The organism is Oenococcus oeni, from assembly GCF_020510245.1.
Taxonomy (GTDB): Bacteria; Bacillota; Bacilli; order Lactobacillales; family Lactobacillaceae; genus Oenococcus; species Oenococcus oeni.
In genome coordinates this window covers 1,827,374-1,852,891 of the sequence record NZ_CP084701.1, presented here as the reverse complement: position 1 = coordinate 1,852,891, position 25,518 = coordinate 1,827,374, and the positions used below count along the sequence as shown (strand labels likewise).

Here is a 25,518-nt window from a genome sequence, read left to right as displayed (position 1 = left end):
AGGGTTTACAATGGTATTTGTAAGCGGATAACAGTGTTTCTACTTAGTAACAAATTTTATTTTTGAGGGGGTTTTGCTCATGGCTGAAAAGAAACCAAACAGTTTTATCACCGACAAGGTTATTCCACTCGCTGGTAAACTTGCTTCTTCTCGTCATTTGATTGCATTGCGTGATGGTATGACATTAGCTGTTCCTATGATCATCATTGGATCAGTCTTCATGATTATCGCACAATTTCCAATTCAAGCCTATTTGGACTTTATGGCTAGTGTCTTTGGTAAGAATTGGGCAACCGTTTTACAATATCCAACTAACGCATCGTTCCATATTATGGGTCTGATTGCTGTTATTGGTATTTCTTATAATTTGGCAAAGAGTTATAAGGTCGATCCAATCTCTGCTTCAATCGTTTCAACGGGTGCTTTCGTACTTACTATTCCTTTGAAGACAGATAAAGCTGGCGCATTGTGGATTCCATTGACACAATTTGATTCAGCTGGTTTATTTACAGCTATTATTGTTGGTTTATTCATTACCGACTTTTATGTATGGATGGTTCACAAGAACTGGACAATTAAGATGCCTGATACAGTTCCACCTGCAGTAAGTAACTCATTTGCTGCTTTGTTCCCAGGTTTCATTGTTTTGGCTCTTGTTTGGGTAATTCGTTTAGGTGTTGAAGCAACACCAATGCAAAGTATTCCAAATATTATCTCATTCTTCTTGGCAACACCACTAAGTCACTTGAATAACACATTACCTGGTGCTCTAGTAGCCGAACTCCTAATTTCCTTCCTATGGATCTTCGGTATTCATGGTGCTAACGTTGTTTCTGGTGTTATGATGCCTATCTGGTTAACAGCTTTGAACCAAAACCACGCAGCATTCACTGCTGGTAAAGCTCTACCAAATATTGTTACAACATCATTCTTCGATAACTTCGTTCACATGGGTGGTTCTGGTGCCACAATCGGTTTGGCTATGTTGTTAGCCTTCGCCGCAAAGAGTAAGGAACTTAAGACTTTAGGTAAGTTGGTTGCTGGACCTGCTTTGTTCAATATTAACGAACCTATTCTCTTCGGTCTACCAATTGTTATGAACTACAAGATGTTAGTTCCATTTATTGTTACACCTTTGATTAACGTAACAACAACATATATTGGTATGGCTACTAACTTGGTTGCAAGACCAATGGGTGTTTACATTCCTTGGACAACTCCACCAATCCTATCAGGATTCATTGCAACTGGACATATTTCTGGTTCTGTAATGCAAATTATCAATATCGTTCTTGATACTTTGATGTACTTCTACTTCTTCAAGTCAATGGATAAAGAAAAGTTGGCTGAAGAATTAGATCCAAAGAACGCTGAAGCTTAATACTAATTTTTTGGAGGTTTCGTTTTGAGAAGACTTGGATTGTCACTATATCCTGAACATTCAACCCTAGAGGAAGATAAAAAATATCTCGATACAGCTAGTAAACTAGGTTATTCAAGAATATTTGCTTCATTATTAGAGTTGGGTGATGACAAGGATAAGACTATCAATCGTTTCAAAGAAACGATTGCTTATGGAAATGAGGTTGGTTTCGTTACGATTGTAGATATGAATCCTAGATTGTTTAAGGAATTGAACATCAGTTACGATGACTTATCATTTTTCCACGATCTTGGGGCTTATGGAATCAGATTAGACGAGGGCTTTTCCGGTATGGAAGAGGCTAAAATGACTCGTAATCCTTATGGATTGAAAATTGAAATAAATATGAGTTCTGGTACTCATTACTTGGACAATATCATTTCATATCATCCAGATACAAACAACTTACTAGGTTGTCATAATTTCTATCCTCAAAGATATACTGGTTTGGGGGAAGACTTCTTCATTAAATGGTCAAACTTCTTTAAGGAACGTAACATCCATTCCGCTGCCTTTGTAAGTTCACATCAAGCAACCTTTGGACCATGGCCAGTACAAGATGGTTTACCAACTTTGGAAGATGATCGTGATTTACCAATCGCTACTCAAGTTAAACACTTATTGCTAAGTGGTGTAGTTGATGATGTGATTATCGGTAACACTTATGCATCTGATGAAGAATTAGAGGAAGCTTCGAAAGCTTTCTATGCACCATATCCAGTTTTGAAAGTGGATTTTTCTCAAAATGCTACTGAATTAGAAAAAGAGGTTATCTTGAAGTCTACTCACGTTTATCGTGGCGATGCATCAGATTACTTGTTACGTAGTACTATGACTAGAGTGCATTATCGTGATCGTGACTTTCCTGCTCATGATACCGATGATATTAAACGGGGTGACATCATTATTGTTAATGAAAAATATGGACAATATAAAGGTGAAACTCAAATAGCACTACGTGATATTAAGAATGATGGACGACGTAATGTTATTGGTCATTTGAATTCTGATGAGGCTTTTCTGTTGAAATACATAGAGCCTTGGAGTAGTTTTAAGTTAACTGAATAAGACAAAGAAATACTATTCTCGGATGAATAGTATTTTTTTATAGGGAGAAAGTTATGAATAAATATTTGCTTGGAGAAAATGAATTCGACAAGTTTTATGACTTATATTTGTATTCCTTTAATCGTCAAGACTCATCACAACGTAAACGTGTCTTCAAAGAAAGATATGACCATTCGTTATCTTACGGTATTATGAATGGTTCAAAATTAGGTAGTGGTCTGTTTAGTATTCCTTTTGAAGTCAATTTTCATGGTGTTGACTATAAGATGAATGGTATCGGGGATGTAATGAGTGCGCCTGAATTTGGCGGTCAAGGTGGTGCTGGTAAATTAATGAACGAAGCACTGTTTGACATGTATAAGAATCATGTTACTTTGTCGTACTTAGCACCATTTTCCTTTGGATACTATCGTCGTTTTGGGTTTGAACAGGTCTTTGATCACACACAAGTTGAGATCAAGAGTGAAAGTTTGCCTAGAATCAAAAATGCTGAGCACGGCCATGTTGAAAGAATCTCCATCAAGGGTATTCCTGATGAACTAAAGAAAATGTATTTAGATCACAATGATTTAGGTGGAGTTAATCGTTCAAAATGGTGGTGGGATCATATGCTTGATAAGCATTCCGATTACCAGGCCGCTCTAGCCTACGATGACGATGATGTTTTGATTGGTTATTTAATTTACTACAACCAAGATCAAACCTTTTATATACACGAATGGATCAACCTCAATCCGTTAAGTCGTCAGTTATTAGCCAAATTTGTTATTAAGCATCAATCAATTTTTTCGAAGTTTGTTTATGAATCACCAAATCCAGATTTTAAATCAGATATTTTAGATGATCCTTATACAACAAATTTAACAGTTACTCCTTATATGATGGCAAGAATTGTTAATTTGGAGGACTTTTTACAACGCTATCCAATTCAGGTAAATTCTTTAGAAAAAATCTACTTTAGGGTTAAAGATACTTTGGAATGGAATGATCATACTTGGGCTTTAGAGATTAATGATGGCAAAGTAAAATTAAGTGATGCCGACGGTGAAGGAGCTGATCTTGAGTTAACAATCCAGACGCTAACTAAGGCAATGTTTGGCTATCGTAATTTAAACTCTTTAGCTGATTATGGGGCGGTTAAAGGGGATTTAAGTAAGATAAATAGCCTATCAAAAGTCTTTGTTTCCGAAAGACCTCAGTTGATCGACTATTTCTAAAATTGGTAAGGACCAAAATATAATAAAATATATAGAATAAAATTCATAAAAAATATGTAATAATTAATGAAAAAAAAAGTATAGTACGCTTGTCATGGGTTTATAAGTTAATAGAAGGAAAATACTATTGGGAGGTTACATTCTTTGACATGGCATGTATGGCAAGTATCGCCGTTCAATACCAGTATTTTTTTCATTTTAGGTGTATTCACATTATATCAAGTCCTGTATGACTGGATTAAGTCGTTATTTCATTTTAAAAATGTAAAAATGACTGTTAGATTTCTTGTCTAACAATTATGGAGCACTTTAGTATCCGCTTAACACGAAAAAAATTGGTAAATGAACAGCAAAAATAAAATTGCCAAAATTTCCTGGCCAATAGGAACCTAGAGAATGACTAATGTAATAGCGATTGCACGGCAAATATCGATCCAAGCAATACGAGTATTTTTTAATGTTTGTTCCATTATTCACCCTTTTGCAACAAAAGCACTATTTTTATTCATACCCTTAAGACAGGGAATAGTCAATGTGATTAAAACTATTATTTTCATTTTAAAAAAGATTAAATTTAAAATCGATGATTTTATTTATTTCTGAACTAAAAATGCCTTAATTTTTTAAAAATCGTGAGTTTTTTAATTTGAAAGGAGGACTGGAGTCCGCTGAATAAGGCTTTATAAGTTATTGGTACTACTTTGTTAGTGACGATTAAACATATTATAGAATTAATAATCATTTATTAAAGTTAATATTCATTTTTTATTACGAAAAAGGAACCACGTATCGTACCGGCTAATTTTGATTTTTGTCGGGCAAATTTGAACTTACCTTCAAATTCGGGAGGAATTGTGATTCCGTCTGCTAACTTAAAGCCAACTGCACGTTTTTTTCTGTCCGTTAATGAATACATGATATTAACTACCAAACCGTTTTCATAAAATGCATAAGCAAATTTGATTCCTTCGACTTCGAACTGACTAACTTCCAACGCTTTGTAGGAAAAATGAAGATCCCGTTCAGCCAATATTTTTTTAATCCATGCTATAATTTCTGGATTTTCTGCGGCGGGTATTGTTATAAAATGATGCTTATATTTATTCCAAAAATAGCGAGCCTCGTTTGCCCGCAAACCGGCCAAAGCTTCAGCAACTGATGAACTTTCCAAGCCTATTGTTGAGACATTTTTAAAGTCAACTTTGTATGCCATATAATTTTTCCTAATTATATTATCGCCTTAATTAAAGATGTCTTGGAAATTGAGCAGTTTTAAAAAAATACACTTTGTTCAGACATAAAAATTTATTTTAAATTATAGAAGCAACGTTAATCGCTATGCCTATAAACATTAGATAGCGATTTTAATTATTGAAATTACTGCTAATACCCTATCTTATTTCATACAATTTAACTATCAAAAAAGCCGGTATATCAACATTTGGATATATCGGCTTTAATTAATTATTGCCCCAGCTGGACTCGAACCAGCGCATGGCGGTACCAAAAACCGCTGCCTTACCGACTTGGCTATGGGGCAATATACTGGTAATAAATTCGTGACGAACAAGCGAATCCTATTACCGATGGGAGCGGTAGGATTCGAACCTACGAACTCGTAAGAGGGCGGATTTACAGTCCGCAGCGTTTAACCACTTCGCTACACTCCCAATCGCATTGACTAAATTATTCTAAGGGAAAATGATACGAATATCAAGTATTTTTCCAAAAAAAGAGAAATAAAAACCCGAGCCATCTAACTAAATTTGCCCGGGTTCTCTCAACAGCTTCCGCCGCTCTTCCTTTAAGCGGCGAAACCGTTGAGAAGTTCAGATTTAATTGAATTCAAAACGGATCGCCTCCTTTCCTAGATGTGCCTATATTATTGCTCCGTCTTTTAAGTTTGTCAATCAAGTAAATTTAAAAATTAATTGATCGCAAATTTCGATATTGCAAAGCCGACGCCTGCTTGATTATTCGTTTTTGTTACGAAATCGGCTTTTGATTTTATTTCATTTGCTGCGTTACCCATTGCGACAGCTAAGTTACTTACTTTAAACATTGATAGATCGTTACCTTGGTCTCCGATCGCCATTGTTGCGTCACTTGAGATTCCCAAATGATCGATGAGGATTGCGAGAGCGCTGCCTTTAGAAGCCTTTTTGGACATAAATTCCAAGTTATACCAGGCCCCTCTGACGACATTGAAATTTTTTTCTATTTTTTTGGGTACTATCGATATAAGACGGTCTAATTCCTGCTGACTTCCGTTGATCATTGGTTTAATAAACTCAACTTTTTCCGGCATTTGGTCGTGAATTTGTAAAGCAGAATTAATTAAATAGTTTTCCATCTGTGCTTCTTTGGGTATTAAACGGGAAATAGTATGCGATCCATCCAGCGATTCAACTTGAAAATAAGCATTTTGTTTATCTGCAAAATTTTGTAATGTTTTATAGCCGTTATAGTCAATTGCATTTTTGGCAATTAATTTTCCTGAAGTCGTTTGAATCACTCCGCCATTAAACGCAATCACAAATTGATCATCAGCTTTAGGGACGCCAATGATTTTCAGCCAAGGCAGAATCCCCGATAATGGCCGGCCGGAAGCAATAACAATCTTAATTCCTTGGTTGACCGCTTGCCTAATTGCTTGAATATTTTCTTTGGGCACTTGCTGACCGCTTGACAGTAAAGTTCCATCAATATCAATTGTGATTAGTTTTATTTTCGACATAGTTTTTTTAGTTAACCCTTTAATCCAATAAAAGCAGCAAATAACAAAATGCAGAATACAAGTCCAGTAATTGCTGTATATAGATAGTCTTTAACGATCAGAAAAGCAAAGATTGAAGCAAAAACCCGAATAGTCGGCGTAAGAATTAAGATAAAAATTCCAATCATAATCCAGGCTCCGGCTTTTAGTTCTTCCAATCCTTTAATTAATAAAACCAGATTGACGGGAATTGTTTTTCCGTAACCGGTATTTTGATTAATAAAGAATAATAGGACACCAACAAACATAATAATAACCGCAATAGCGACTCCGATTCTAAGAATCCAACCAATTCCTTCTTCTATATTGCTTTCGTTTTTAATTTCTTGTCTATTTTCGTTTTTCATTAGTATAAGTTAATTCCCAAAGCCTTAATAACCAACTGAACTCCAGCCAGAACAACAACTGGAATAAAAATACCTCTCAACAGTTTATTTGGTAAATAGGGCATTACTTTTGATCCTAAAGTCGATCCAAAAATGATTCCAATTGCAATTGGGGCGACGATCAAAGGCTGGATCGTTCCATTGAAAAAATAGATTAGAGCCGAAGCAGCAGCTGTAACTCCCATCATGAAGTTGGAGGTAGCGCTTGATGGTTTTAACGGCATTTGCATAACAGTATCCATTGCAAAGACTTTGAACGTGCCCGAACCGATTCCCAACAAACCGGATGCAAAACCGGCGCCAAACATTATCAGAGCTCCAAACGGTACTTTTTGAATATGATAAGTGACTTCTTTTCCTTGCAATTTATCATAATAAGAAGAATCCAGGTTTAATTTTCGAGCAGCTGTATCGTCTTTTAAAGCTAGTGTATCGGCTTTTTTGCTATGCATTTTCTGCCACATTGCAAAACCTTGATACAGTAAAAGAAAGCCGAAGAAAGCATTTAACCAGGATGCTTTAAAAATACCCACTAAAACAGCTCCGATTAAAGCGCCAATAGTTGTAAAAATCTCAAGAAACATTGCAACACGAATATTTAGCAAATCGTCTTTTAAATAAGCCACCGAAGCACCTGAAGAAGTTCCGATTACGGCAATAATCGAAGCGGCGATTGCATAGTGAATTGGTAGGTTAAAACCCAAGACAAGAATTGGAGTTACGATCATTCCTCCGCCCAAACCCAAAACAGCTCCGAAAACACCGGCAAGAATACCAATCGAAATATAAACAATAAGCAAAGTAAAACTCATATTTACTATGTTATCGATAAATAGGTAGGAAGGCGATTTTTATTTTTCTTGAGAATTAATAAAAAGTCTTTTTTTCTTTATGAATTTTATGTAAATTTTCAATTATGATTATTTTATTGATAATCGTTAATAAGCTTGCTAAAATCAAATAAAGTAGTTATAATTACTTTACTATTGTCTAGTAGTTCAGTGGTAGAACGCCGCACTGTTAATGCGGATGTCGCTGGTTCGAACCCAGCCTGGACAGTTTTTGAAACAGCAACAATACTTGCTGTTTTTTTATTGCCAAATTTTATCCATTTTCGCTTTATTTGCCAAAAGAATCGTTAATGCCTCATAGGCGATAATGAAAAGTAAGATTCCCGCCATTACTACATATGTCGAAGACGGCAGAGTTTCTAAACTTTTTTTCATTACGGCTGTCGGATCGGCTATAAAGGCCAGTCCGTCGATTAAAGCATGAGCCAAGATTGTAATAACAATGCTGCCGCTTTTTTCATAGACAACTCCAAAAATTATTCCTATTGCACTGGCATAAATAATTTGCGTAAAGGTGACCGAAAAAGTTTGACGATCGAGATTAACCAAATGCAGTCCACCAAAGAAAAATCCTTGAATCAATATTGCCGAAAAGTAATAAAACAGACTTTTTTTATGATAAGTCAATAAATTTCCTAATATCAATCCCCGAAAAGCAAATTCTTCGGCTATTCCGACGATCACAGAAAAAACAAGTGCCAGAATAATTTCATTTTGATCAATCTGTTTGTTTATTAAAGTGTTGAGAGCCTGAATAACGTTTCCAATCAAGAAAATGCCCAGTGGTAAAACGTATATCAAGCCCCAGGCAAAACGTCGTGTCGCTATTTTAATCTTTACATGGAAGAAAAGACGGTTGCCTAAGAATAATAGGATAAAAAACAGACTTTCGGAAATTATATTTAATTCAAGACTTGTTGTCGTGTTTGAAGAGTTATTTGTAAAACTATTGGAGAAAATATTGACATTTTCCTCTTTTAAAAAATATTCCTGGGCAAGCTTGCCGACTAATATACTTGTTGAATAAATACTGAGCAGGATCCAAACGAAAATCAATACTGTTTTAACTGCTAGTCTGCTTTTCGTGAGTTTTCTTGCCATAAGTTTCTATCATTAAAGCATTTATATTTTTAATCGTCAATTTTTCTTATTTTAATCAAAAAAACGTAATAAAGAATATAGGAGAAAAGATGACAGATTTTTTGAAAACAGACTATGATCATTTACCAGAGGCCAATAACTATGATGCTTTGCCAACCGGAACATACGAAGTAATTATTAAGGATATCATTGAAAAACAAGCAACAACCGGTAATTCCGGAATCAGGTTTCAACTTGAAGTCAGACGCGGTTTAGATCAGGAAGAAGATTTGGACAATACTAATGGGAAATATGCCGGACGGGTTTTCTTCACGGCTGTTTGGAATTCGGAGAAAAACCCAGAATACCGTTTTACAACTCTAAATGCGATCGCTGTTGCGGCTGGCGCCTCTAACAAACGTGTTTATACAAACTTTGATGAATTCAAAGAATAATTGTTATTGAAGGCAGTCCGAGTCAATTTAACACACGACATTTCGACCTTTCAAGGTGAAGATCGGGTGCAGGAAACAATCGCTCCGTGGGACTGGGAACCAACACAAGTACTCTTAGAGGATGTTTAAAGACCTTAGTTATGTTGAAGATGGATGATAATATCCATCTTTTTTACTAATTAAAGGCCTTTTTATTAAGCTAATGTTACTTTATTACATAAAATGGCTTACATACTCCCTTAATTTAATAACCCGTAAATAGATAGTAATTAAAATAATATTGATCAAAAGTTTTCGTAATATCGCTAGGCTAATCTATATTTATGTTCAATTTAAAAGCAAACCTAAGTACTGTACTTGTGACTTCAATAGCTGCAATTTCTTTTTCGGCTGTCAGCGCTAGTGCGGATACAACCTATACTGTAAAATCTGGCGATACATTATCGAAAATTGCCAAGAACTTCAATACAAGTGTTGATTCACTTGCTCAAGAAAACAAAATATCTAACGTTAACCTAATTTATACTGGTGATCAATTAACAGTTGATGGCACCGAAGCAACACAAACTTCGACTTCATCTCAAAGTTCGCAAGCTGCTGTAGAAACTACTACGCCTGCAACAACTTCTGGCGGTAGTTCAGCATTGTTGCGTCGTGAGATTGAATCAGGAAATAACTACAGTACCTTTACTGGGAACGGTTATTTGGGAGCTTACCAGTTCTCTGCTTCAACTTGGGCGGCTGGTGTTGCCGCAGTTGGTGGCTCTACTTCTGATTTTAGTGCTGCCCACCAAGATGCTGTTGCTAATTGGTATGCTAATTCCCGTTATGGTGGATGGCAAAACGTTCCAACAACCGGTGGTTGGTAAAAATAGTGTTTATCATAGAAACGTCTCTAATTTGTTTAGGGACGTTTTTTATTTTTCTTTTGAATTTGGTTGTAATTGATACGTTTTTTTCGATTTTGATATGAATTTCATGAAAGCGATTGTTATTATTTATTAATGATGGACGTGTCTATATTTACCTTGACATTTGTCCGTTTCTTTTATTTATTGGTTTCCAAAGGATACTGTCGGTTATCATTTGATTTTCTTATTAAATTTAGAATATCTCTGATTGGTCTTACAATTGTCTTAGAACCAGACCTGTAAAATCCGGTTCTAAATCCTCTAGTTATGTATGGGTTAAGAAGGTGCTGAGATTATTTTTGCTGATTAGTATCCGCAAACCAAAAATGTTTTGCTTTTCTATTTGGGTATTAAGCAAAAAGCTTATACAAATTTTTTATTAAGGAGATTTTTATGAAAACGATTGTTGTTTTAGGTGCCGGTTATGCCGGATTACGAGTTGTTAGAGAACTCGTTGACCATAAAGCTAATGCCAAAATTGTTCTTATTAACAAAAACTCTTATCATTATGAATCCACTCAACTTCATGAAGTTGCAATCGGTAGTAAAAGTCCAAATGATATAAGTTTAAATATTCGTGATGTAATTGGCAACCAAGTCGACTTTATTGAAGATGAAGTTGTCAAAATAGATCGTCAGAATAAAAAGGTTGAATTAAAGAGCAAAAGCACTGTTTCCTATGATTATTTGGTAACCTGCCTGGGCTTTGAGTCCGAGACCTTCGGCATTAAAGGCGCTGATGAATTTGGTTTGCCAATCATTGATATCGATACTGCTTTAGTTGCTAAGAAGCGCTTGGAAGAAACTCTGGCCCGTTTTCAAAGCAGTCATGATGAAAACGATCTTCATATTGCTGTTTGCGGAGCTGGTTTTACTTCGATTGAATATATTGGAGAACTGCTTCATCGCTTGCCGGACTTCGTTAAAAGATTTAATTTGCCGGCAGAAAAAATTAAAATTTATTGCATTGAAGCAGCGCCTAAGGTACTGCCGATGTTTGATCCAAAATTGGTCGATTATGCAGTTAATTATTTGAAGAACCAGGGTGTTGAATTCTATACCGAAACATCGATTACAGAAGTTAAAAAAGGAGCCGTTATTAGTAAAGACAAAGCTTTCAATGCTAATACAATTATTTGGACAACTGGTGTTAAAGGCAGTCACGTTATTAATGATTCCGGCTATACACAAAAGCGAAATCGAGTTGCGGTTCAGAATGATTTATCTTCTTCCGATGATCCCAATGAATTCATCATCGGGGATGTTTCCGCTGTTCCAAGCCCGGATGGTCGTTTTTATCCAACGACCGGTCAAATATCGGTCGCTCAGGCTACTTTGGCCGCTTCCAATATTATTGCTAAATTGAATAATCAAAAGACCAGTCCATTTACTTATCACAGTCTTGGAACCGTCTGTTCTTTGGGCCCAACCAACGGAGTCGCAGAACTATCCTTTATGGGCCATTGGAAATTGAAAGGCCATAAAGTTGCTCCACTTAAACGTATTGTTAATGATCGCACTGTTTTTGAGTTGGCCGGTTTTAAAGCGATGATGAGCAGTAAGTGATTTTAATTTGAGGAGGTAGATTATTATGCCTGTATTATTGATGAGTGTACTTTCACTTTCGCGATTTCAATTTGCGATGACTACCTTATTTCATTTTCTTTATGTTCCGCTTTCGATCGGTACCAGCTTGGTCGTTGCGATTATGGAAACGACTTATGTTTTCACTAAAAAAGAAATTTATTTGAAAATGACTAAGTTCTGGAGCAAAGTCTTTCTACTAAGCTTTGCTGTGGGGGTTGTTACCGGAATTATTCAGGAGTTCCAATTTGGGATGAACTGGTCCAATTATTCCCGTTTCATGGGAGATATTTTTGGGGCGCCTTTGGCAATAGAAGCTCTCTTGGCTTTCTTTTTGGAATCAGTCATGTTAGGTGTTTGGATGTTTACTTGGGACACTTTTAAACCTTCCATTCACGTTATTTTTATTTGGTTAACCTGGTTTGCTTCGGCATTATCAGCACTTTGGATTCTTGCAGCCAATGCTTTTATGCAGCATCCGGTTGGTTTTATGATCAACATCAAAACCGGTCGGGCACGGCTGACTAATTTTTGGTCTGTATTAGAAAACCCTCAATTATGGCGAGAGTTTCCCCATGTCTTGTTTGGCGCTTTTACAACCGGGGCAATGGTTATCGCTGGAATGGCCGCTTTTGGTTTAATTTGGAAACAAAATCATGAATTTCATATGAAGTCCTTGCGAATCGCCTTATTAGTTGCTTTGCTTTCTTCTGTAGCGACAATTGCTGCTGGAGATCTACAAACTCGCTATATTATGAATGACCAGCCAATGAAATTCGCTGCAACAGAAGCAATCTACAAAGATACTTCCAGTCCGGCATCTTGGCGTTTGGTCGCTTTGGTCGACACAAAGGATAAAAAAGTTACCGAATCAGTCGATGTTCCTTATTTGTTGTCGATTTTGTCCTACCATAAGCTTTCTGGCTCCGTTAAAGGTATGGATGAGATTAATAAGGAGCTTCATGCTAAATATGACAAAAAATTCGGCAAGGACATGAATTATTATGTTCCTGTTAAAACGCTCTTTTGGAGTTTTCGTGTCATGTCCGGTGGCGGGGTATTTATCGTTCTGATATGTTTGCTTGGTTTGTTTTTCAGTCGGCGCAAGAAAAATACCCTGTTGAAAAAGAAATGGCTGCTTTGGGGTTTAGGCTTTTCAACTTTTCTACCTTTTATAGTTAATAGTTGTGGTTGGTTAATTACGGAAATGGGCCGTTATCCATGGGTAGTTTATGGTTTGCAAACTGTTTCCGATGCCGTTTCTCCAACTAGCACGGTAGCTGGATTGCTGTTCACGAATATTGTTTACTTTCTCTTGTTCAGTTTTATCGGCGTGTTCATGTTTTATTATTCTCGTCGCGTCCTTCAAGCTGGTCCCGATCAAGCGGATCAGAATAATGAAGATGATGTGTATTCTTCCAGTTCTTCAAAGAAGGGAGCTTATAACTAATGTCCATTTTTCAATTTTTATGGTTTATTGTTATTGCAATTCTATTTGCCGGTTTTTTGTTCTTTGAAGGTTTTGATTTCGGTGTCGGAATGGCAACACGTTTTTTGGCCAATAACGATCGTGAGCGTCAGACTGTTTTAGGAGCAATCGCTCCTCACTGGGATGGAAACGAAGTTTGGCTAATTACAGCCGGTGGAGCAATGTTCGCTTCTTTTCCGCTTTGGTACGCAAGTCTGTTTTCGGGATATTATATCCTGCTCTTTTTAACCTTGATTGCATTGATTTTTCGTGGAGTTTCATTTGAATTTGTTACGCACGCCGAAAATTCTTTTCAACGTTCACTTTGGCTCTGGTCTAATTTTTTCGGTTCTTTGTTTTCACCTTTCTTTTTGGGGATGATGTTTACCAGCCTTATTCAAGGTGTTCCGATGGATGCTCAAGGGAATGTTTGGGCAGGCTTTAATGTCGTTGTTAATATCTTTTCGGTTATTGGCGGTTTGGCAGTTACTTATCTTTCCTTAATACACGGTCTTCACTTTCTGAGTTTGAGAACGAAAAATAGTCTGCATAACCGTGCTATTAATATGGCTGATAAATTATACTGGCTGCTTTACCCGATTTTAATTTTGTTTGTTGTTTTTTCAATCTTCAAAACTGATTTTTATGAAAAACACTTCTTTAGTAGTTTATTAATTGTGTTGATTATTGTTCTTCTTACTTTGTGGGGCCATTTATCAATCCACTTTAATCACAATGGAAGAGCTTTTTTTGCCAGCGGATTCAGTCTTGTGCTTATTATTGCTTTTATTTTTAACGGGCTTTTTCCTCGGGTTATGATTTCAAATAATAGTAAGTATGATCTGCTGATTAAGACCGCTTCTGCTTCGAAACTTACTTTGGAAATCATGACAGGTATTTTAGTAGTTCTTTTGCCAATTGTTTTGATCTATTTCTTCTGGAGCTACTGGGTCCAGCGGAATCGACGCAGCGATTCCTTAAGTGATTAATAATTGTTCGTTTTCGCTATTCTTTATGAATAGTTTTTTTGTAAAGGCAATCTTAAATGTTGTAGTTTTCCAGATTGAGTCTTAAGTTTGTCAACAATGAATTTAATTGATCGGACTCCGGGCTGTCGATCAGAAATTCCAAAGCCTTTTGTGCTTCGTTTAGGAAATGATCAATAATATCTTTACATCTTTTTAAATAATCCGGATTCTCAATGAAGTAGTTTTCGATAATAAAAGGATTAGACTCGCCTTTACTAAGGATTTTTTGGAAACTTTTGTCCTTAAGCGTCAAAATAATCGGCAAAGTGTAAATACCAGCCTTCAAATCTTCAAACTTCGGTTTTCCATTTTTAACTAAAGGATTCAGATCTTTTAAATCATCGAGCATTTGAAAAGCCATCCCCAGGTTATAGCCAAAGTTAAAGGCGTTTTTAAATTCTAAATTATCCTCGTCGAATTGCTTGTTCTTTTTTCCAAGCCAAACGCCTGAGACAGCTGATAAACTGAAAAGAGTGGCCGTTTTTCCTTTAATTGCTTGATAATATTCTGCAAGAGTCGTCTGTTTATGGAATTTAAGCGCATCTTGAATTAATTCCCCTGTCAACACTTTTTCCATCGCTGAGGAATGATAGGCGATAAATTCTTTTGAAGGAGCCAAAGACGTTAAAAGATAAAAATATTTGGTAAATAGGATATCGCCTAAATAGATCGTGTTTTTATTGCCGAAAAAATTTTGTAAAGTTGTTAAACCACGTCTTTTCTCGGCGTTATCGATAACATCGTCATGAACCAAAGTCGCCAAATGAAGCAATTCGATTGCTGCTGCGCATTGGTCGATTGAAAAAATTGTCTCTTGATCATAATTCTTTTGATTAACAGTTAAAGTGTATCTGCCAAAAAGAATCGTAATTAAAGCTCTGATCATTTTTCCATTGTTTTGAATTAGGACTTCAGTCTTTTCTTGATATGGTTCTACGTTAAAATGTTGTTGTGCGAGAATTTCTTTGACTTTTTCAATATCCTGCTTGTAAGAATAAGTTTCCCCAAAAAATTCAGTCATATCCCTTCCTTTTCAATTATTAATATCTCATAGTTGGCAAAGATATGCGTTGTCAAACCAATTTTTTATCAGGGTAATCATTAGGCTTCTAATTTAACACCATTAAAGGAATTTAGAAATGAATTTAAAAATATTTTTAGAGTTAGTTGAAATTAAAGCTAAAACAGCAAGTATTTTTCCCTTTTTATTGGCCGCTCTATATTCTTATTATCGCTTTGGTTATTTAAATTTTACCAATATGTTAATTTTCTTTGTTGCAATGCTCTTATTCAACATGGCTGTTGACGCAAACGATAATTATCAGGATTATAAAAGAGCCAAGCGAAATAAAACGAATGATTTTATTTCAAAGACAAATGTGATTGGTGTCAATCATTTAAATATCCACATGATTGGCTGGCTGGTTTTTGCTTTGATTTTTGTCAGTGCGCTTTTGGGAATATGGCTGACAATCAGGACCAACTGGATAATTCTTGTTATGGGTCTGTTCTGTTTTGCGGTTGGTTATTTGTATGCCGGTGGACCTTGGCCACTGTCTTCTTTGCCAATAGCGGAGTTTTTCGCTGGATTTACGATGGGTTATATGATTTTTTTGATCAATGTTTTCTTGAATCTTTATTCCAAGATGACCTTTAATTGGTCAATCGCAATCGAAGCGCTTTTGCCAGCTGGCCTGATATCCTTTGCCATTTCAGCCTTGTTATTAGCTAATAATATTTGTGATGAGGAAGAGGACAAAACTTTGAAACGTCATACTATCGTCTATTATCTTGGCCGTTCGAAGTCATTGATTTTATACGACAGTTTTTATGTGATTGGTTTCCTTTTGCTCTTGTTTTCAGTTATTTTAAAGCTTCAGCCGATTGCCAGCTTATTGACTTTCGCGATTGTTCCCCTGATTTGGCATAATCTAGTTATTTTCCATAAAAAGCAGGTTAAAAAAGAAACTTTTATTTTGTCAATTAAGAATTTGCTTTTTATTTCGGTTGCTCAGACTTTAACGGTTGCAATTGGTGTCTTTCTTCATTTTTGATTGAGTTTTCTTTTTTTAAACAAATAAGTTTCTCCTAAAAACCCGTTGCTTATGGGCAACGGGTTTTATTATAAAAGACTTTGAATAAAATAAATTTTCCTTCGACTGATTAAATACAATTTACTCAATCAATGCAGAAACTGTTAAAGGAGTGTGGCGATAATGTTGCTTTTATGCTTTTAGCAGGATTATTCGGGTCGACAAAGGTAAAAGGCAGTTCGCGTTCCAATGCATTTTGAACCACTACTACAATTTGATCATCGGGATTCCTAAATGCTATCCCCATTGAGTTAAAGTGGCCAGTGCTTTCAAGTACGCGAGCACCGGGTTTAACATAGTGAGAATAATGCCGCATTACGTAATATTCAGGATTTCGAGTTACCTTGTTGTTGTCCTTGGAATCGATGGAAAATAAGGAATTTTGCTGCCATCCCCAGGTACTGATCGAGTCAGCCAGAATAATATTCCAGTAAGTGTAGGCAGTTGCTCCGGCCGTAAAATAATGATTGAATAGACGAAAAATGTATTCGGCGTATTCCCAACTGTTTTCACCAAAACCACATTCGGACTCAGTCTGAATCAGTTCGATTTCCGGCCATGATTCATGCGTTCTCTCAATGGCGTGTTGGCCAGCCCATTGATAACCAACTCCTTTGATGCAGTTACGGGCTTTATTGTCAAATAAAATATTGTCGACATAGCGATTATAGTTATCCAGCTTAATTCCTGTAGCGCTAAAAGACATATCTTCCGGACCATTCAGTGTCCCAAGGAAAATCTCCGTATCTAGATTTTCTTTTTTAAATGTTGGTCCCAGATAATCGCGAATGAAAATTCGCAAGTCTTCACTATTCCACAAGCAGGAAGGAAATTTTTGGTCGGCAAATACCTGGTTTTGTGGGCATATTCGTTTTATATGAATTCCTTGTTTTTCGTAGGACTCTATATATTTAACGAAGTAATTTGCATATGCCTGCAAATTCTCCGGAGTCATAACTATTCGACCGGAATTGTATACTTTGGGGTATTTCATCCATGTTGGCGGACTCCAAGGGCTGGCAAATAGTTCTAAATCAGGTTGATATTTTTGCGCATTTTTAATATAGGGAATTAGTGTTTCTTTATCATGATCAATCGAGAAGTTTTTAAGATCATAGTCGCCATCAGTTTCATCGTAACTGTACCAAGTTTCCGCGAAATCGTTTGCACCAATCGGAGTTCGATTAAAAGAGAGATTTAGTTCATCCGGTGAGAAAAGATCTCGATATATTTCCTCTTGTTTCTTCTTGTCGAGTTGCTTGAGCGGCAGATATCCCAGTTCATTAAAACAACCGCCGAATCCACGCAACTTTTGTAACTCTTTACCGGTCAATTGCAGATCAGATGATTTTGAGGTTCCAACTTGTTCGGGTGATTTAATTTTTAAATATTCGCTTGGAGTACTTTCAATCCATCTTGTCATGTTACCTCCTTAAAAAAGCAATCATTAAAGAATTCGGCTCTGAAGAATTATCAAAATTTTATTTGGTTGAGCGAATGAGCTGAATAAAGATGCAGGCAACAATGGCAAACGCAATTGCGGTTGGGAAGACCAGATTATATCCGCCGGCTATAACAAGGACGCTGGTCACGATTGGTCCAACCATCTGGCCAAGGGTAGTGGCGATGTTTAAAATTCCAAGATCTTTACCGGCTTCTTCTTTGGACGGCAGAACATCGACGTTTAGCGCCTGATCGACTGCGCCGTAAACAGCGTAACCAAGACCGGCAAAACCGAACAAACAGCATCATTGAAGAAGCAGATTTCATAATCCAGGGAAGGAAGTAACCGACCGCAAGCAGGATTGAAGCGACAATTACAGGAAGTTTACGACGGCCAATCCAATCAGAAATTGCCCCGGAACCGATTGAACCGATTAAACCAACAATCATTGTAATTACAGACATGACCGAAATTGTCGCCGCAGCCGCTTCTTTGCCCTGTCCAATATAGTTTTCCAAAATATATAGCTGATAATTAAGAATCATATAATAACTAAAAAGCAGAAGACTGCGGCCAACGAAAGCCAGCCAGAAGTCCCGAGCACCCTTAACCGGCGGACGGAAGGAGGCCAGAATATCTCCGAAGCCCTTTTTAACCGGCGGCATATCTTTGGATGATTTTTCTTTTGGCCAAACAATAACCGTAAAGATCCCAGCAACACCCATTAGGACACCGGCAGTGATAAACCCGGGAATTTGAATACTGATAAAGCGGGCACCGATCAAAGTACCAAGAGAAGCACCAACAGTTGTTCCGGCCGACATGAAGGCTGACATAGTTCCCCGCATGTCATTTGGTATACGGTCGGATAAAGTAGCAATCACTGGAGCGATCATCATGTTTAGACCAAACATACAAATACAGTAACTGATACCGATTGCCCATGAATTATTCAAAACACCCATTAGCAGCAAAGAGATGCCGCCAACAATCCACGGCGTACGGCGGCCAAAGACGGAACGGGTTCGATCGGAAAAGTTTCCGAACATAAGATTGGCTATCAGCGATGCTGCGGCGGTTACAGCATTAAGAATACCGAAAAGCGCAGTTGCTGCAGTCGCTCCCATCAGATTCGTTAAATGTTGCGGCAGCAGAACAGCCGCAACAATTTCAAGTCCGCTCATCCATAAAAGTGCGAAAATAAAGAAACTAATTGAGAAACGGATACGACTTGTTTTACTGATTTTGATTTCGATGTTATTCATTTTCAAACCTCTTTTTCCTTGTTCTTAAAAATTTTTACACCCCAAGGAGGAATGCTTTCAAAATTTTTTCCAACTTGATTTGTGAAAATGTCGACTTTACTAATTTGCGAAGGCAAAATTTGTTTTTTGTCGGAATAATTTAAATAAAAAGTTAGATTTTCATTTTTTATATTTTTTGCCGTTTTCACAACAATTGGGTACTTTGGCGAATTTTTATTTGTAAGATGCAGCTGCTCGGCTTGATCCTTTATTAAATCGTTGATGACGTTTTCGGATGGTAAGCAGCCGATATAGACAACTTGGCCTTTGCCGTAGTTATTTTCGGTGATGGCCGCATATTTTTTCCAAACAGGATGATCGTAATTAGCCAAGGTTTTTGCAGAATCAGGAATAAGCAGTTCCATCCAATCGTCGAGATGCAAGTTGTCATCACTGGAGATTGGTCCCTCAAGCGATGGTTTTAATTTGGCATCCAGATCGTCTGGAGTAACAAACAATTCGTAATGGACTCCGGCTGTTTTTTCGATAATTGCCGGTTGAATCGATGTCCGGACCTTAACATGTTCGTCGGTAAAACCGGATTTGAACATATAAATAACGTGTCCGCCATTTTCGACATAATCGTTTAACTTTTCCAAAACCTTATCGCTGACGCTATACAGAGATGGAACGACAATTAATTTATAATCGCTTGGTTTAATATGATTTTCGTCACTGATATCTGTTCTGATATTTAATTTATAAAACGGATCATACAAACGACGAAAAATATCGTTGTAGTTTTTGTTTTCGGAAAATGGAAACCAATTAATTGCAGTTAGTGATTGATTGGAAACCAAGATACAAACATCTGCATGGATGTTTAAATTAACAAGCGAGGAAGAAATATTTTCAAGTTCGCTACCGGTTTTTTGGATTTCTTCATAAATCGGATTGGATTGGGAATCATGGCTCAGGATTCCTTTCCAGTAAGTTTCAAAGGAATTGTGAGTTGAGTGCCAATGCCAGTATTCGATCATGTTTGCACCGGAAGCAATATGGCTATAGGCTGATAGACGTAACTGGCCGGGGTAAGGTACCCTGTCTTTAAAAGCTTGAGCTTGAGTTTCTAAAACGAGATAACTTTTGTGCTTAATACTTCTGATTAAATCTCCGGCAAAGGATATCTCTGTACCTGTAAGTTTTGATTGCGATGGATGATAAATATCCGTTCCGACGAAGTCGAGTGTTTCCGCTGCATCGAAATGATTCACATCCGGTTGAATTCCATATGAGTAATCACGCCATTCAAAATCAAAATTATGTGTTACGAACTGCTTGCTTTTCTTATATTCGTTAACGATATTTACTTGCCACTTAAGATAATCAGTCACAAGTTGCCTCTGATATTTAGCAAATTCCGTTCCCAATGATCCATTAATGGTCCCGTCCATAGATGGGAAATCTTCCCAGCTATTTATACGGTTGCTCCAATAATCGAGACCAAATTCACGGTTGAATTTTTCTATATCGTTGTTGAATTCTTTTTTAATATATTTAACAAACCCTGCCTGAACATTTGAGCTCGATGTACCATAAGACTTTGTTTCATTATCAACTTGGTAGCCGATAATTGCTGGGTGTTCATTAATATGCTCCAGCATTTTTCGAATAATTCGTTCTCCATAAAAAAGATAGGCGGGACTCGTAATATCCATTATTTGTCTGGCACCATACGGAAGACGTTCTTCTTTTTGTTGAACCATAATTTCAGGATGTTCCCGAGCCAACCAAGTCGGGATGGCGTATGTTGGAGTACCAACAATGACGCTTATACCTGCTTTGCCCATAGCGTCGAGGACTTTATCCAGTGGTGAAAAATCAAATACTCCGGACTGTTTTTCATAAGTACCCCAGGTGCTCTCGCCAATCCGAACAATATTTAAATGTGCTTTTTTCATCATTTCGATGTCTTTAGCTAATCTATCAGTTGGCAAATACTCATAATAGTAAGCAGTTCCGTATAAAATCTTATCCATATCACTCCTTTGTCTTGTTTTAGTAAGCGCTTACTACTATAATTTTAAATTAGAAATATTTTTTATAAATGCCATAATATTTGGCAAAAGGACCCTAATCGAACTTTTAAAGGGGAAAAAATGAATATTCTAAAAAATGCTCATCGTTTACCGGTGTTGGATTGGAATTTGAATTTTTTTGGCGGACATTCTCAAAAAGTTGATGATACTTGGATCGTACCTTTGAATAAGCATCAAGCATTCGAACTGATATTTGTTGTTAACGGGCAAGAAATTGTTAATTTTGAGCATGATAGTTATCTTCTAAACAGTGGGGATTTCGTGTTGATTCCACCAGGATTTATTCATACGGTTTCAGCGTTAAAAAACCTAACTTATTTCTGTTTTCATTTTGATATTGATGATCCAAGTTTTGTGGTCGGTTTAATCCAAAACTCACCGATTTATTTTCCTAAAGATTCTTCAGTAAACCAAGAAATTACCCCGATTATTGAAGACATGAATAAAATGATTTCCTCTAAGGTCTATTCTTTTGAGGACAAAATGAATCTGCAAATTTATTTATCGAAAATGCTGTTGAAATTTAACAGTCTGATTAATAAACAGCCCACTGTAATTGGCTCCAGTCAATCAAAATATGCAAAAACAATATCCGAAATGATCAAAAATGAATTTAATGATCACGTCTTATATTTTGCTACACGTTTTTTGAATGGCCCGGATAATCAAAAAATACAGGTACCGGAAATGCCGACAATCAAACATATAATGGAGGCAACCGGAATCAGCGTTGGCTACGGCAACAGAGTTTTTCGTTCTGTGTATTGTCTTTCGCCCTGCGATTATTTGTCAAAACTGAAATTAAAATGGGCCCAACAAATGTTGGCTAAACCGCAATATAATATCGACGAAATCGCACTTGTACTGGGATACTCCGATTCAACTCATTTCAGTCGTCAATTCAAGAGATGGACAGGTGTTTCCCCAAAAAAGTATCGGTAACGAATAAAGGGACCAGGTCCTTATATCCTAATTCGCGCAAGTAGAATTTAGGATAAGCAAGTTCAAATTTTTTAGTTGCTTCTTTTGATAATTCTTTTTGCTTTAATCTTAAAAAAATCGAAAAACGCAAGCAGAATCAAACTTAACAAGCCAATGATAGTTAGAATCATACCTAAAGATAAATAAGGTGTCTTGTAGGACAAAACTACTTTGTTAAAACCTTTTTTAACCGGTATTCCTATAAAAGCCGTATTAATTCTTGGCAGATCTTTTTTGCTCTTGTTTATTTTCCAGCCCTTCGAATAGGGAATTGTCGTGCTTAAAATTTCGGTTTTTGGTGCCTTGAAAGTAAAACTTACGCTGTCTTTTTTTAAAACAAGATTGCTGACACTTTTATCTGCCGAAATTGCCCGATCGGTTGTCTTCCCGGTCGGAACAGCCCATAAACTGACTTTGAATGAATATTCTCCGACTAGTGGAAGTTTTAAAGTAACAAACTTATTTTTCGAACTGGTTTTTATTCGTCCGAGATTAAGCGTTGTTTTTGTTCTTGGAGTATAAAAGGAAAGATCGTTTTCTCCGACTTGGTAGAAGCTGTTGCTTTTGCCGTTATAGTATGCATCAATGGAAAATCCTTCATTGCTATTTCCCAAACTGCCAAAGTTATTTTTAAGCCAGTTCATTTTAAATAAGACAGTATTGAATCTGAGATCATCATTAAATTGTTTTGGAGTCCGTAAGATCAGCTGTTTATGACTAAGAGTATATTTATTAACGGCTGTCGAATATCTTTCTTTGAATGTGCCGCTCGAATAGTTAATACTGTCTATTTGCAAATGTAACTCATATTTTTTGTTTAGTAATTTTTTTGGTATTTTGAATGATACAGCTGGCTTAATCAGTGGATCCTTGTTTGTAATTTTTTGTTTTGTTGCGAATTTTTTTCCATCCAAAGAAAGCGGCAGAGAAAACGTTTTGGACAACAGTTGGGTGTCAGTAGAGTTCTTCTTTTTTATGGTATTACCACTGTCCTCTACTTGATTGTTAATCAAGGCAACTTCTTTTTGGCTTGGAGCTAATTTGGAAAAATTACTTTTACTGATCGTTCCAGAGGATTGATAGATTAAAGGAACGGTTGATTTTGCTTGATAAACAGTTTGCCCGTTAACCAATTCACCGGTATTGATATATTCCGATGGAGCTAGTTGATCACTGGTGTTTTTAAAGAAAACCGAGACGCCAAAATAACGCATCAACAGCGAACGATGATCGATCGTGCTTACGACGTCATTGGGATCGCTGGTATTGTTTTCAAGCTGTTGATTCAATTCTCCTAAATATTTATTTTGAAGCGACCAATAACTATTAATGTTCCCAGCTGGGGAGATGATCGATAAATTGTCGGCAGGAGAAATTCCTTGGACATTTTTTAGTTGATCGTCGATTAAAGAACGAGAACCATTTTTCTTGTTGATATATTTTTGATAATTTTTTTGTTCTTTGGTGAGCTGTTTGAGAGTTGCGTAATTAATTAATGTAGTTTCTTTTGGGTTAAGGTCAGAGGAACGAAGGTTTTCTACAATCATAAATGCGTTTAAAAGAGTTAGCAGTATTAGCCAGATATCAATTGATTTTTGAGATATTAAATTGTTTTTATTTCCTTTTATTAGACAAATTAACAATATCGATCCGGCATAAAAAGCGAGTACACTCACTAGTTTGAAAGCAAAACCGGCTTTGATAAATAGACTAATGGCAATAACAAAACCCAAGATGGCGAGGATGTGCAGATCCTTTTTGTCGACCGAATCAAGATTTTCCAAAAAAACGATTGTTGCCAAGGCTAATGGAAGCGAGAGCATAAAGGACCAGCGATTATTTGGCGAAGTGCCATCGTTAATGATTGCTGCAAAGATAGGACTCAATAAGATTAAAGAAGAAAAAATCAGAACATAGCCTAAGCTTTTATATTTCTTAAAACGCCGAACGGTCCACAGTGCTGCAATAACACTAATGGCTAAGAATCCGCCTTTAAACCAATAAGAAGTATTTTGATCGGTTAAAAGAACGCCAGGCAGCGACAAGTAATATTTAAGCGGGTAAAAAGATAAACCGTTTGCAAAAGGGACTTTTGTTCTGGATGAATTTAATAATTGCAGAAAGCTCGGCAGAAAAAGAATTGAACCGGAAAGAAGCCCGATTAAAACGCTGATAACCATTTTAGTATTATTTTTTACGACTCTGAAACGCTTGTTGGAAAGCAATAAAGAAAGCCAGAAGACAAACGTACCAAAAGCCAACAAGACAGCAAAGTAAAAATTATTGAAGATTGTCCAGGCAACCGCTAGAGCTAGGAGCCAACCCTTGTTTTTTAAGAGGCATTCATATAATCCATAGGCCAGGAGCGGCAAAATAATTAACGGATTTAAAAAAAATGGATGAGTGAAGATCGCATATGCGCTGTAGCCGGTGAATATGTAAGTAAATGAAGCAATAAGCAAAGAATTTTTCTTGGCAGTTGGTATAAAACGTTTTGCTGCCCAGAGAAAACTGAAGCCGACAAAGTAGAGCCTTACCAAAATCATTATCGAGTAATAAATTCCCAAATGGGCTTGGGAAACGAAAATTGACGGATACGTAAATATGTCTCCCAAATTATAGTAGGAGAAAGTTTGGATGGTCCCCTGGCCCAATCCGATGTGCCAGTTCCAAGAAGGAAGGGAACGATGATAGAAAATCCATGCTCTTAGGATTTTTCTCCAATAAACAAGGGCGGGATAATGTTGGGAGATGCCGTCTGCATTCCAAATCAAACTGCTTTTAGTCAAAGCCGTTCCGGCAAAAATCGCAATTATCAGAAGAACAAAAAGAATGGTGTAAATCACATAAACACCCTTAAAAAATCTCTTTGAGTTACGCGCGGCGCGTAAAATTTTTTCTTTTTTAATAGAAATAGATTATTACTTTCTTTTAAGATACTGATATCTGATATATTTTAGTGTTTCTTAAACAAAAGCACTAAAGACAGCGTTAAATATAAGGCCTGAAGTAAAAAATTATGTAATCTTTTAACTTCTCTTTAAGACCAGCTTCAAATAAATAAGAGTTGGTATAAATCAATTTTATGACTTAATGAGGAGCAACTTGTGGATCTTTGACATTTTTTATTGCTTTGAATTATTTTTTTGATTGAAGTTTTTTACGGTTTTATCTGTTCTTGTTGTCACGATTGGACTGTCTGGGGACTAAAAGAGCAATTAAAAAGACGATTAATAGGGCCACAATAATCGAAAGCGGTAAACTGAGCTTAAGTTTTTCAATACAAAAAGAAGCAATTAAAGGTGTTAATATTAATCCGAATAGGCTGTAGGCAAAACTTTTCAGAAGTTCTTTTTTATTCGTTTTTTTCATGTTTGTATTATATATTTTTATGTCTAATCTGTTTAATT

At 36.5% G+C, this 25,518-nt stretch carries 23 protein-coding genes and 3 tRNA genes; 12 read left to right on the top strand and 14 right to left on the bottom strand.

Annotated features, from left to right (window positions below):
• Positions 1-79 precede the first annotated feature (79 nt).
• Genes celB through J3U91_RS09555 form a run of 3 tightly spaced genes read left to right on the top strand, consistent with a single transcriptional unit; the run spans position 80 to position 3,708 of the window.
• On the top strand, positions 80-1,381 hold the full coding sequence (celB, locus tag J3U91_RS09565) for a PTS cellobiose transporter subunit IIC (protein WP_002819697.1): 1,302 nt from the start codon (positions 80-82) through the stop codon (positions 1,379-1,381).
• Between the two features lie 24 nt (positions 1,382-1,405).
• Positions 1,406-2,491 carry a DUF871 domain-containing protein gene (locus tag J3U91_RS09560; protein WP_002819696.1) on the top strand — a complete coding sequence of 362 codons (1,086 nt, stop codon included), beginning with the start codon at positions 1,406-1,408 and terminating at the stop codon, positions 2,489-2,491.
• A gap of 53 nt (positions 2,492-2,544) precedes the next feature.
• Positions 2,545-3,708, top strand: a complete 1,164-nt coding sequence (locus J3U91_RS09555; protein WP_002819695.1) for a GNAT family N-acetyltransferase — start codon at positions 2,545-2,547, stop codon at positions 3,706-3,708.
• A gap of 751 nt (positions 3,709-4,459) precedes the next feature.
• Here the strand turns inward: J3U91_RS09555 and J3U91_RS09550 are convergent.
• The 6 genes from J3U91_RS09550 to J3U91_RS09525 form a co-directional block, all read right to left on the bottom strand.
• Entirely contained in the window at positions 4,460-4,921 is a 462-nt protein-coding gene (locus J3U91_RS09550) for a hypothetical protein (RefSeq protein ID WP_002819693.1), read from the bottom strand.
• A 254-nt stretch (positions 4,922-5,175) separates the two neighbouring features.
• Positions 5,176-5,248 (bottom strand) — tRNA-Gln (locus J3U91_RS09545).
• A gap of 47 nt (positions 5,249-5,295) precedes the next feature.
• Positions 5,296-5,378, bottom strand: a tRNA-Tyr gene (locus J3U91_RS09540).
• Between the two features lie 257 nt (positions 5,379-5,635).
• Positions 5,636-6,445 carry a Cof-type HAD-IIB family hydrolase gene (locus J3U91_RS09535; protein ID WP_002817784.1) on the bottom strand — a complete coding sequence of 270 codons (810 nt, stop codon included), beginning with the start codon at positions 6,443-6,445 and terminating at the stop codon, positions 5,636-5,638.
• A gap of 11 nt (positions 6,446-6,456) precedes the next feature.
• Entirely contained in the window at positions 6,457-6,831 is a 375-nt protein-coding gene (locus tag J3U91_RS09530) for a DUF1634 domain-containing protein (RefSeq protein ID WP_002819691.1), read from the bottom strand.
• Complete coding sequence (locus J3U91_RS09525) at positions 6,831-7,682, bottom strand: sulfite exporter TauE/SafE family protein (RefSeq protein WP_002819690.1); 852 nt, start codon at positions 7,680-7,682, stop codon at positions 6,831-6,833. The genes J3U91_RS09530 and J3U91_RS09525 overlap by 1 nt, the downstream gene beginning before the upstream one ends.
• 175 nt (positions 7,683-7,857) lie before the next feature.
• Here J3U91_RS09525 and J3U91_RS09520 point away from each other — a divergent pair.
• Positions 7,858-7,929 (top strand) — tRNA-Asn (locus J3U91_RS09520).
• A gap of 32 nt (positions 7,930-7,961) precedes the next feature.
• Here the strand turns inward: J3U91_RS09520 and J3U91_RS09515 are convergent.
• Entirely contained in the window at positions 7,962-8,822 is an 861-nt protein-coding gene (locus tag J3U91_RS09515) for a CPBP family intramembrane glutamic endopeptidase (protein WP_002819689.1), read from the bottom strand.
• Between the two features lie 89 nt (positions 8,823-8,911).
• Here J3U91_RS09515 and J3U91_RS09510 point away from each other — a divergent pair, with 89 nt between their 5' ends.
• The 6 genes from J3U91_RS09510 (at position 8,912) to cydB (ending at position 14,208) form a co-directional block, all read left to right on the top strand.
• On the top strand, positions 8,912-9,256 hold the full coding sequence (locus tag J3U91_RS09510) for a DUF669 domain-containing protein (RefSeq protein WP_002819688.1): 345 nt from the start codon (positions 8,912-8,914) through the stop codon (positions 9,254-9,256).
• Between the two features lie 6 nt (positions 9,257-9,262).
• Positions 9,263-9,385 carry a hypothetical protein gene (locus J3U91_RS09905; protein WP_256207141.1) on the top strand — a complete coding sequence of 41 codons (123 nt, stop codon included), beginning with the start codon at positions 9,263-9,265 and terminating at the stop codon, positions 9,383-9,385.
• 194 nt (positions 9,386-9,579) lie between these two features.
• Positions 9,580-10,125, top strand: coding sequence for a LysM peptidoglycan-binding domain-containing protein (locus tag J3U91_RS09505; RefSeq protein ID WP_002819687.1), 546 nt, complete (start codon positions 9,580-9,582; stop codon positions 10,123-10,125).
• A gap of 435 nt (positions 10,126-10,560) precedes the next feature.
• A complete protein-coding gene (locus J3U91_RS09500; protein WP_002819686.1) occupies positions 10,561-11,733 on the top strand; it encodes an NAD(P)/FAD-dependent oxidoreductase in 1,173 nt (390 codons plus the stop codon).
• 25 nt (positions 11,734-11,758) lie between these two features.
• Complete coding sequence (locus tag J3U91_RS09495; RefSeq protein ID WP_002817778.1) at positions 11,759-13,201, top strand: cytochrome ubiquinol oxidase subunit I; 1,443 nt, start codon at positions 11,759-11,761, stop codon at positions 13,199-13,201.
• Positions 13,201-14,208 carry a cytochrome d ubiquinol oxidase subunit II gene (gene cydB / locus J3U91_RS09490; RefSeq protein WP_002817777.1) on the top strand — a complete coding sequence of 336 codons (1,008 nt, stop codon included), beginning with the start codon at positions 13,201-13,203 and terminating at the stop codon, positions 14,206-14,208. The genes J3U91_RS09495 and cydB overlap by 1 nt, the downstream gene beginning before the upstream one ends.
• Positions 14,209-14,260: 52 nt before the next feature.
• Here the strand turns inward: cydB and J3U91_RS09485 are convergent, their stop codons facing one another.
• The gene (locus tag J3U91_RS09485; RefSeq protein ID WP_002819685.1) at positions 14,261-15,268 is read right to left on the bottom strand and encodes a polyprenyl synthetase family protein; all 1,008 of its coding nucleotides are present in this window, start codon (positions 15,266-15,268) and stop codon (positions 14,261-14,263) included.
• Between the two features lie 118 nt (positions 15,269-15,386).
• Here J3U91_RS09485 and J3U91_RS09480 point away from each other — a divergent pair, with 118 nt between their 5' ends.
• Positions 15,387-16,301 (top strand): 1,4-dihydroxy-2-naphthoate polyprenyltransferase, encoded by a 915-nt coding sequence (locus J3U91_RS09480; protein WP_002817775.1) that lies wholly within the window; start codon positions 15,387-15,389, stop codon positions 16,299-16,301.
• A 124-nt stretch (positions 16,302-16,425) separates the two neighbouring features.
• On the opposite strand, the gene J3U91_RS09475 is transcribed toward J3U91_RS09480, so the two are convergent.
• Genes J3U91_RS09475 through J3U91_RS09460 form a run of 4 tightly spaced genes read right to left on the bottom strand, consistent with a single transcriptional unit; the run spans position 16,426 to position 21,067 of the window.
• Entirely contained in the window at positions 16,426-17,763 is a 1,338-nt protein-coding gene (locus J3U91_RS09475; RefSeq protein WP_002819684.1) for a glycoside hydrolase family 30 protein, read from the bottom strand.
• A gap of 58 nt (positions 17,764-17,821) precedes the next feature.
• Positions 17,822-18,082, bottom strand: coding sequence for an MFS transporter (locus J3U91_RS09470; RefSeq protein WP_079994139.1), 261 nt, complete (start codon positions 18,080-18,082; stop codon positions 17,822-17,824).
• Entirely contained in the window at positions 17,988-19,049 is a 1,062-nt protein-coding gene (locus J3U91_RS09465; RefSeq protein WP_002820688.1) for an MFS transporter, read from the bottom strand. The genes J3U91_RS09470 and J3U91_RS09465 overlap by 95 nt, the downstream gene beginning before the upstream one ends.
• A 2-nt stretch (positions 19,050-19,051) precedes the next feature.
• Positions 19,052-21,067 (bottom strand): beta-galactosidase, encoded by a 2,016-nt coding sequence (locus J3U91_RS09460; RefSeq protein ID WP_002820687.1) that lies wholly within the window; start codon positions 21,065-21,067, stop codon positions 19,052-19,054.
• Positions 21,068-21,187: 120 nt separating this feature from the next.
• On the opposite strand from J3U91_RS09460, the gene J3U91_RS09455 reads away from it, so the two are divergent.
• Complete coding sequence (locus J3U91_RS09455; protein WP_002820686.1) at positions 21,188-22,069, top strand: AraC family transcriptional regulator; 882 nt, start codon at positions 21,188-21,190, stop codon at positions 22,067-22,069.
• Positions 22,070-22,140: 71 nt separating this feature from the next.
• Here J3U91_RS09455 and J3U91_RS09450 read toward each other — a convergent pair whose 3' ends face one another.
• On the bottom strand, positions 22,141-24,954 hold the full coding sequence (locus J3U91_RS09450) for a YfhO family protein (RefSeq protein WP_002820685.1): 2,814 nt from the start codon (positions 24,952-24,954) through the stop codon (positions 22,141-22,143).
• A gap of 322 nt (positions 24,955-25,276) precedes the next feature.
• A complete protein-coding gene (locus tag J3U91_RS09445; RefSeq protein WP_002826832.1) occupies positions 25,277-25,480 on the bottom strand; it encodes a hypothetical protein in 204 nt (67 codons plus the stop codon).
• Positions 25,481-25,518 lie beyond the last annotated feature (38 nt).

What these genes read in the sequence shown, in the direction of transcription:
- J3U91_RS09510 (WP_002819688.1), top strand. Translation starts at nt 8,912, where the DNA reads ATGACAGATTTTTTGAAAACAGACTATGATCATTTACCAGAGGCCAAT.
- J3U91_RS09555 (WP_002819695.1), top strand. Translation starts at nt 2,545, where the DNA reads ATGAATAAATATTTGCTTGGAGAAAATGAATTCGACAAGTTTTATGAC.
- J3U91_RS09485 (WP_002819685.1), bottom strand. Translation starts at nt 15,268, where the DNA reads ATGACTGAATTTTTTGGGGAAACTTATTCTTACAAGCAGGATATTGAA.
- J3U91_RS09460 (WP_002820687.1), bottom strand. Translation starts at nt 21,067, where the DNA reads ATGGATAAGATTTTATACGGAACTGCTTACTATTATGAGTATTTGCCA.
- celB (WP_002819697.1), top strand. Translation starts at nt 80, where the DNA reads ATGGCTGAAAAGAAACCAAACAGTTTTATCACCGACAAGGTTATTCCA.
- cydB (WP_002817777.1), top strand. Translation starts at nt 13,201, where the DNA reads ATGTCCATTTTTCAATTTTTATGGTTTATTGTTATTGCAATTCTATTT.
- J3U91_RS09465 (WP_002820688.1), bottom strand. Translation starts at nt 19,049, where the DNA reads ATGAATAACATCGAAATCAAAATCAGTAAAACAAGTCGTATCCGTTTC.
- J3U91_RS09495 (WP_002817778.1), top strand. Translation starts at nt 11,759, where the DNA reads ATGCCTGTATTATTGATGAGTGTACTTTCACTTTCGCGATTTCAATTT.
- J3U91_RS09475 (WP_002819684.1), bottom strand. Translation starts at nt 17,763, where the DNA reads ATGACAAGATGGATTGAAAGTACTCCAAGCGAATATTTAAAAATTAAA.
- J3U91_RS09505 (WP_002819687.1), top strand. Translation starts at nt 9,580, where the DNA reads ATGTTCAATTTAAAAGCAAACCTAAGTACTGTACTTGTGACTTCAATA.
- J3U91_RS09550 (WP_002819693.1), bottom strand. Translation starts at nt 4,921, where the DNA reads ATGGCATACAAAGTTGACTTTAAAAATGTCTCAACAATAGGCTTGGAA.
- J3U91_RS09455 (WP_002820686.1), top strand. Translation starts at nt 21,188, where the DNA reads ATGAATATTCTAAAAAATGCTCATCGTTTACCGGTGTTGGATTGGAAT.
- J3U91_RS09525 (WP_002819690.1), bottom strand. Translation starts at nt 7,682, where the DNA reads ATGAGTTTTACTTTGCTTATTGTTTATATTTCGATTGGTATTCTTGCC.
- J3U91_RS09480 (WP_002817775.1), top strand. Translation starts at nt 15,387, where the DNA reads ATGAATTTAAAAATATTTTTAGAGTTAGTTGAAATTAAAGCTAAAACA.
- J3U91_RS09530 (WP_002819691.1), bottom strand. Translation starts at nt 6,831, where the DNA reads ATGAAAAACGAAAATAGACAAGAAATTAAAAACGAAAGCAATATAGAA.
- J3U91_RS09500 (WP_002819686.1), top strand. Translation starts at nt 10,561, where the DNA reads ATGAAAACGATTGTTGTTTTAGGTGCCGGTTATGCCGGATTACGAGTT.
- J3U91_RS09535 (WP_002817784.1), bottom strand. Translation starts at nt 6,445, where the DNA reads ATGTCGAAAATAAAACTAATCACAATTGATATTGATGGAACTTTACTG.
- J3U91_RS09445 (WP_002826832.1), bottom strand. Translation starts at nt 25,480, where the DNA reads ATGAAAAAAACGAATAAAAAAGAACTTCTGAAAAGTTTTGCCTACAGC.
- J3U91_RS09515 (WP_002819689.1), bottom strand. Translation starts at nt 8,822, where the DNA reads ATGGCAAGAAAACTCACGAAAAGCAGACTAGCAGTTAAAACAGTATTG.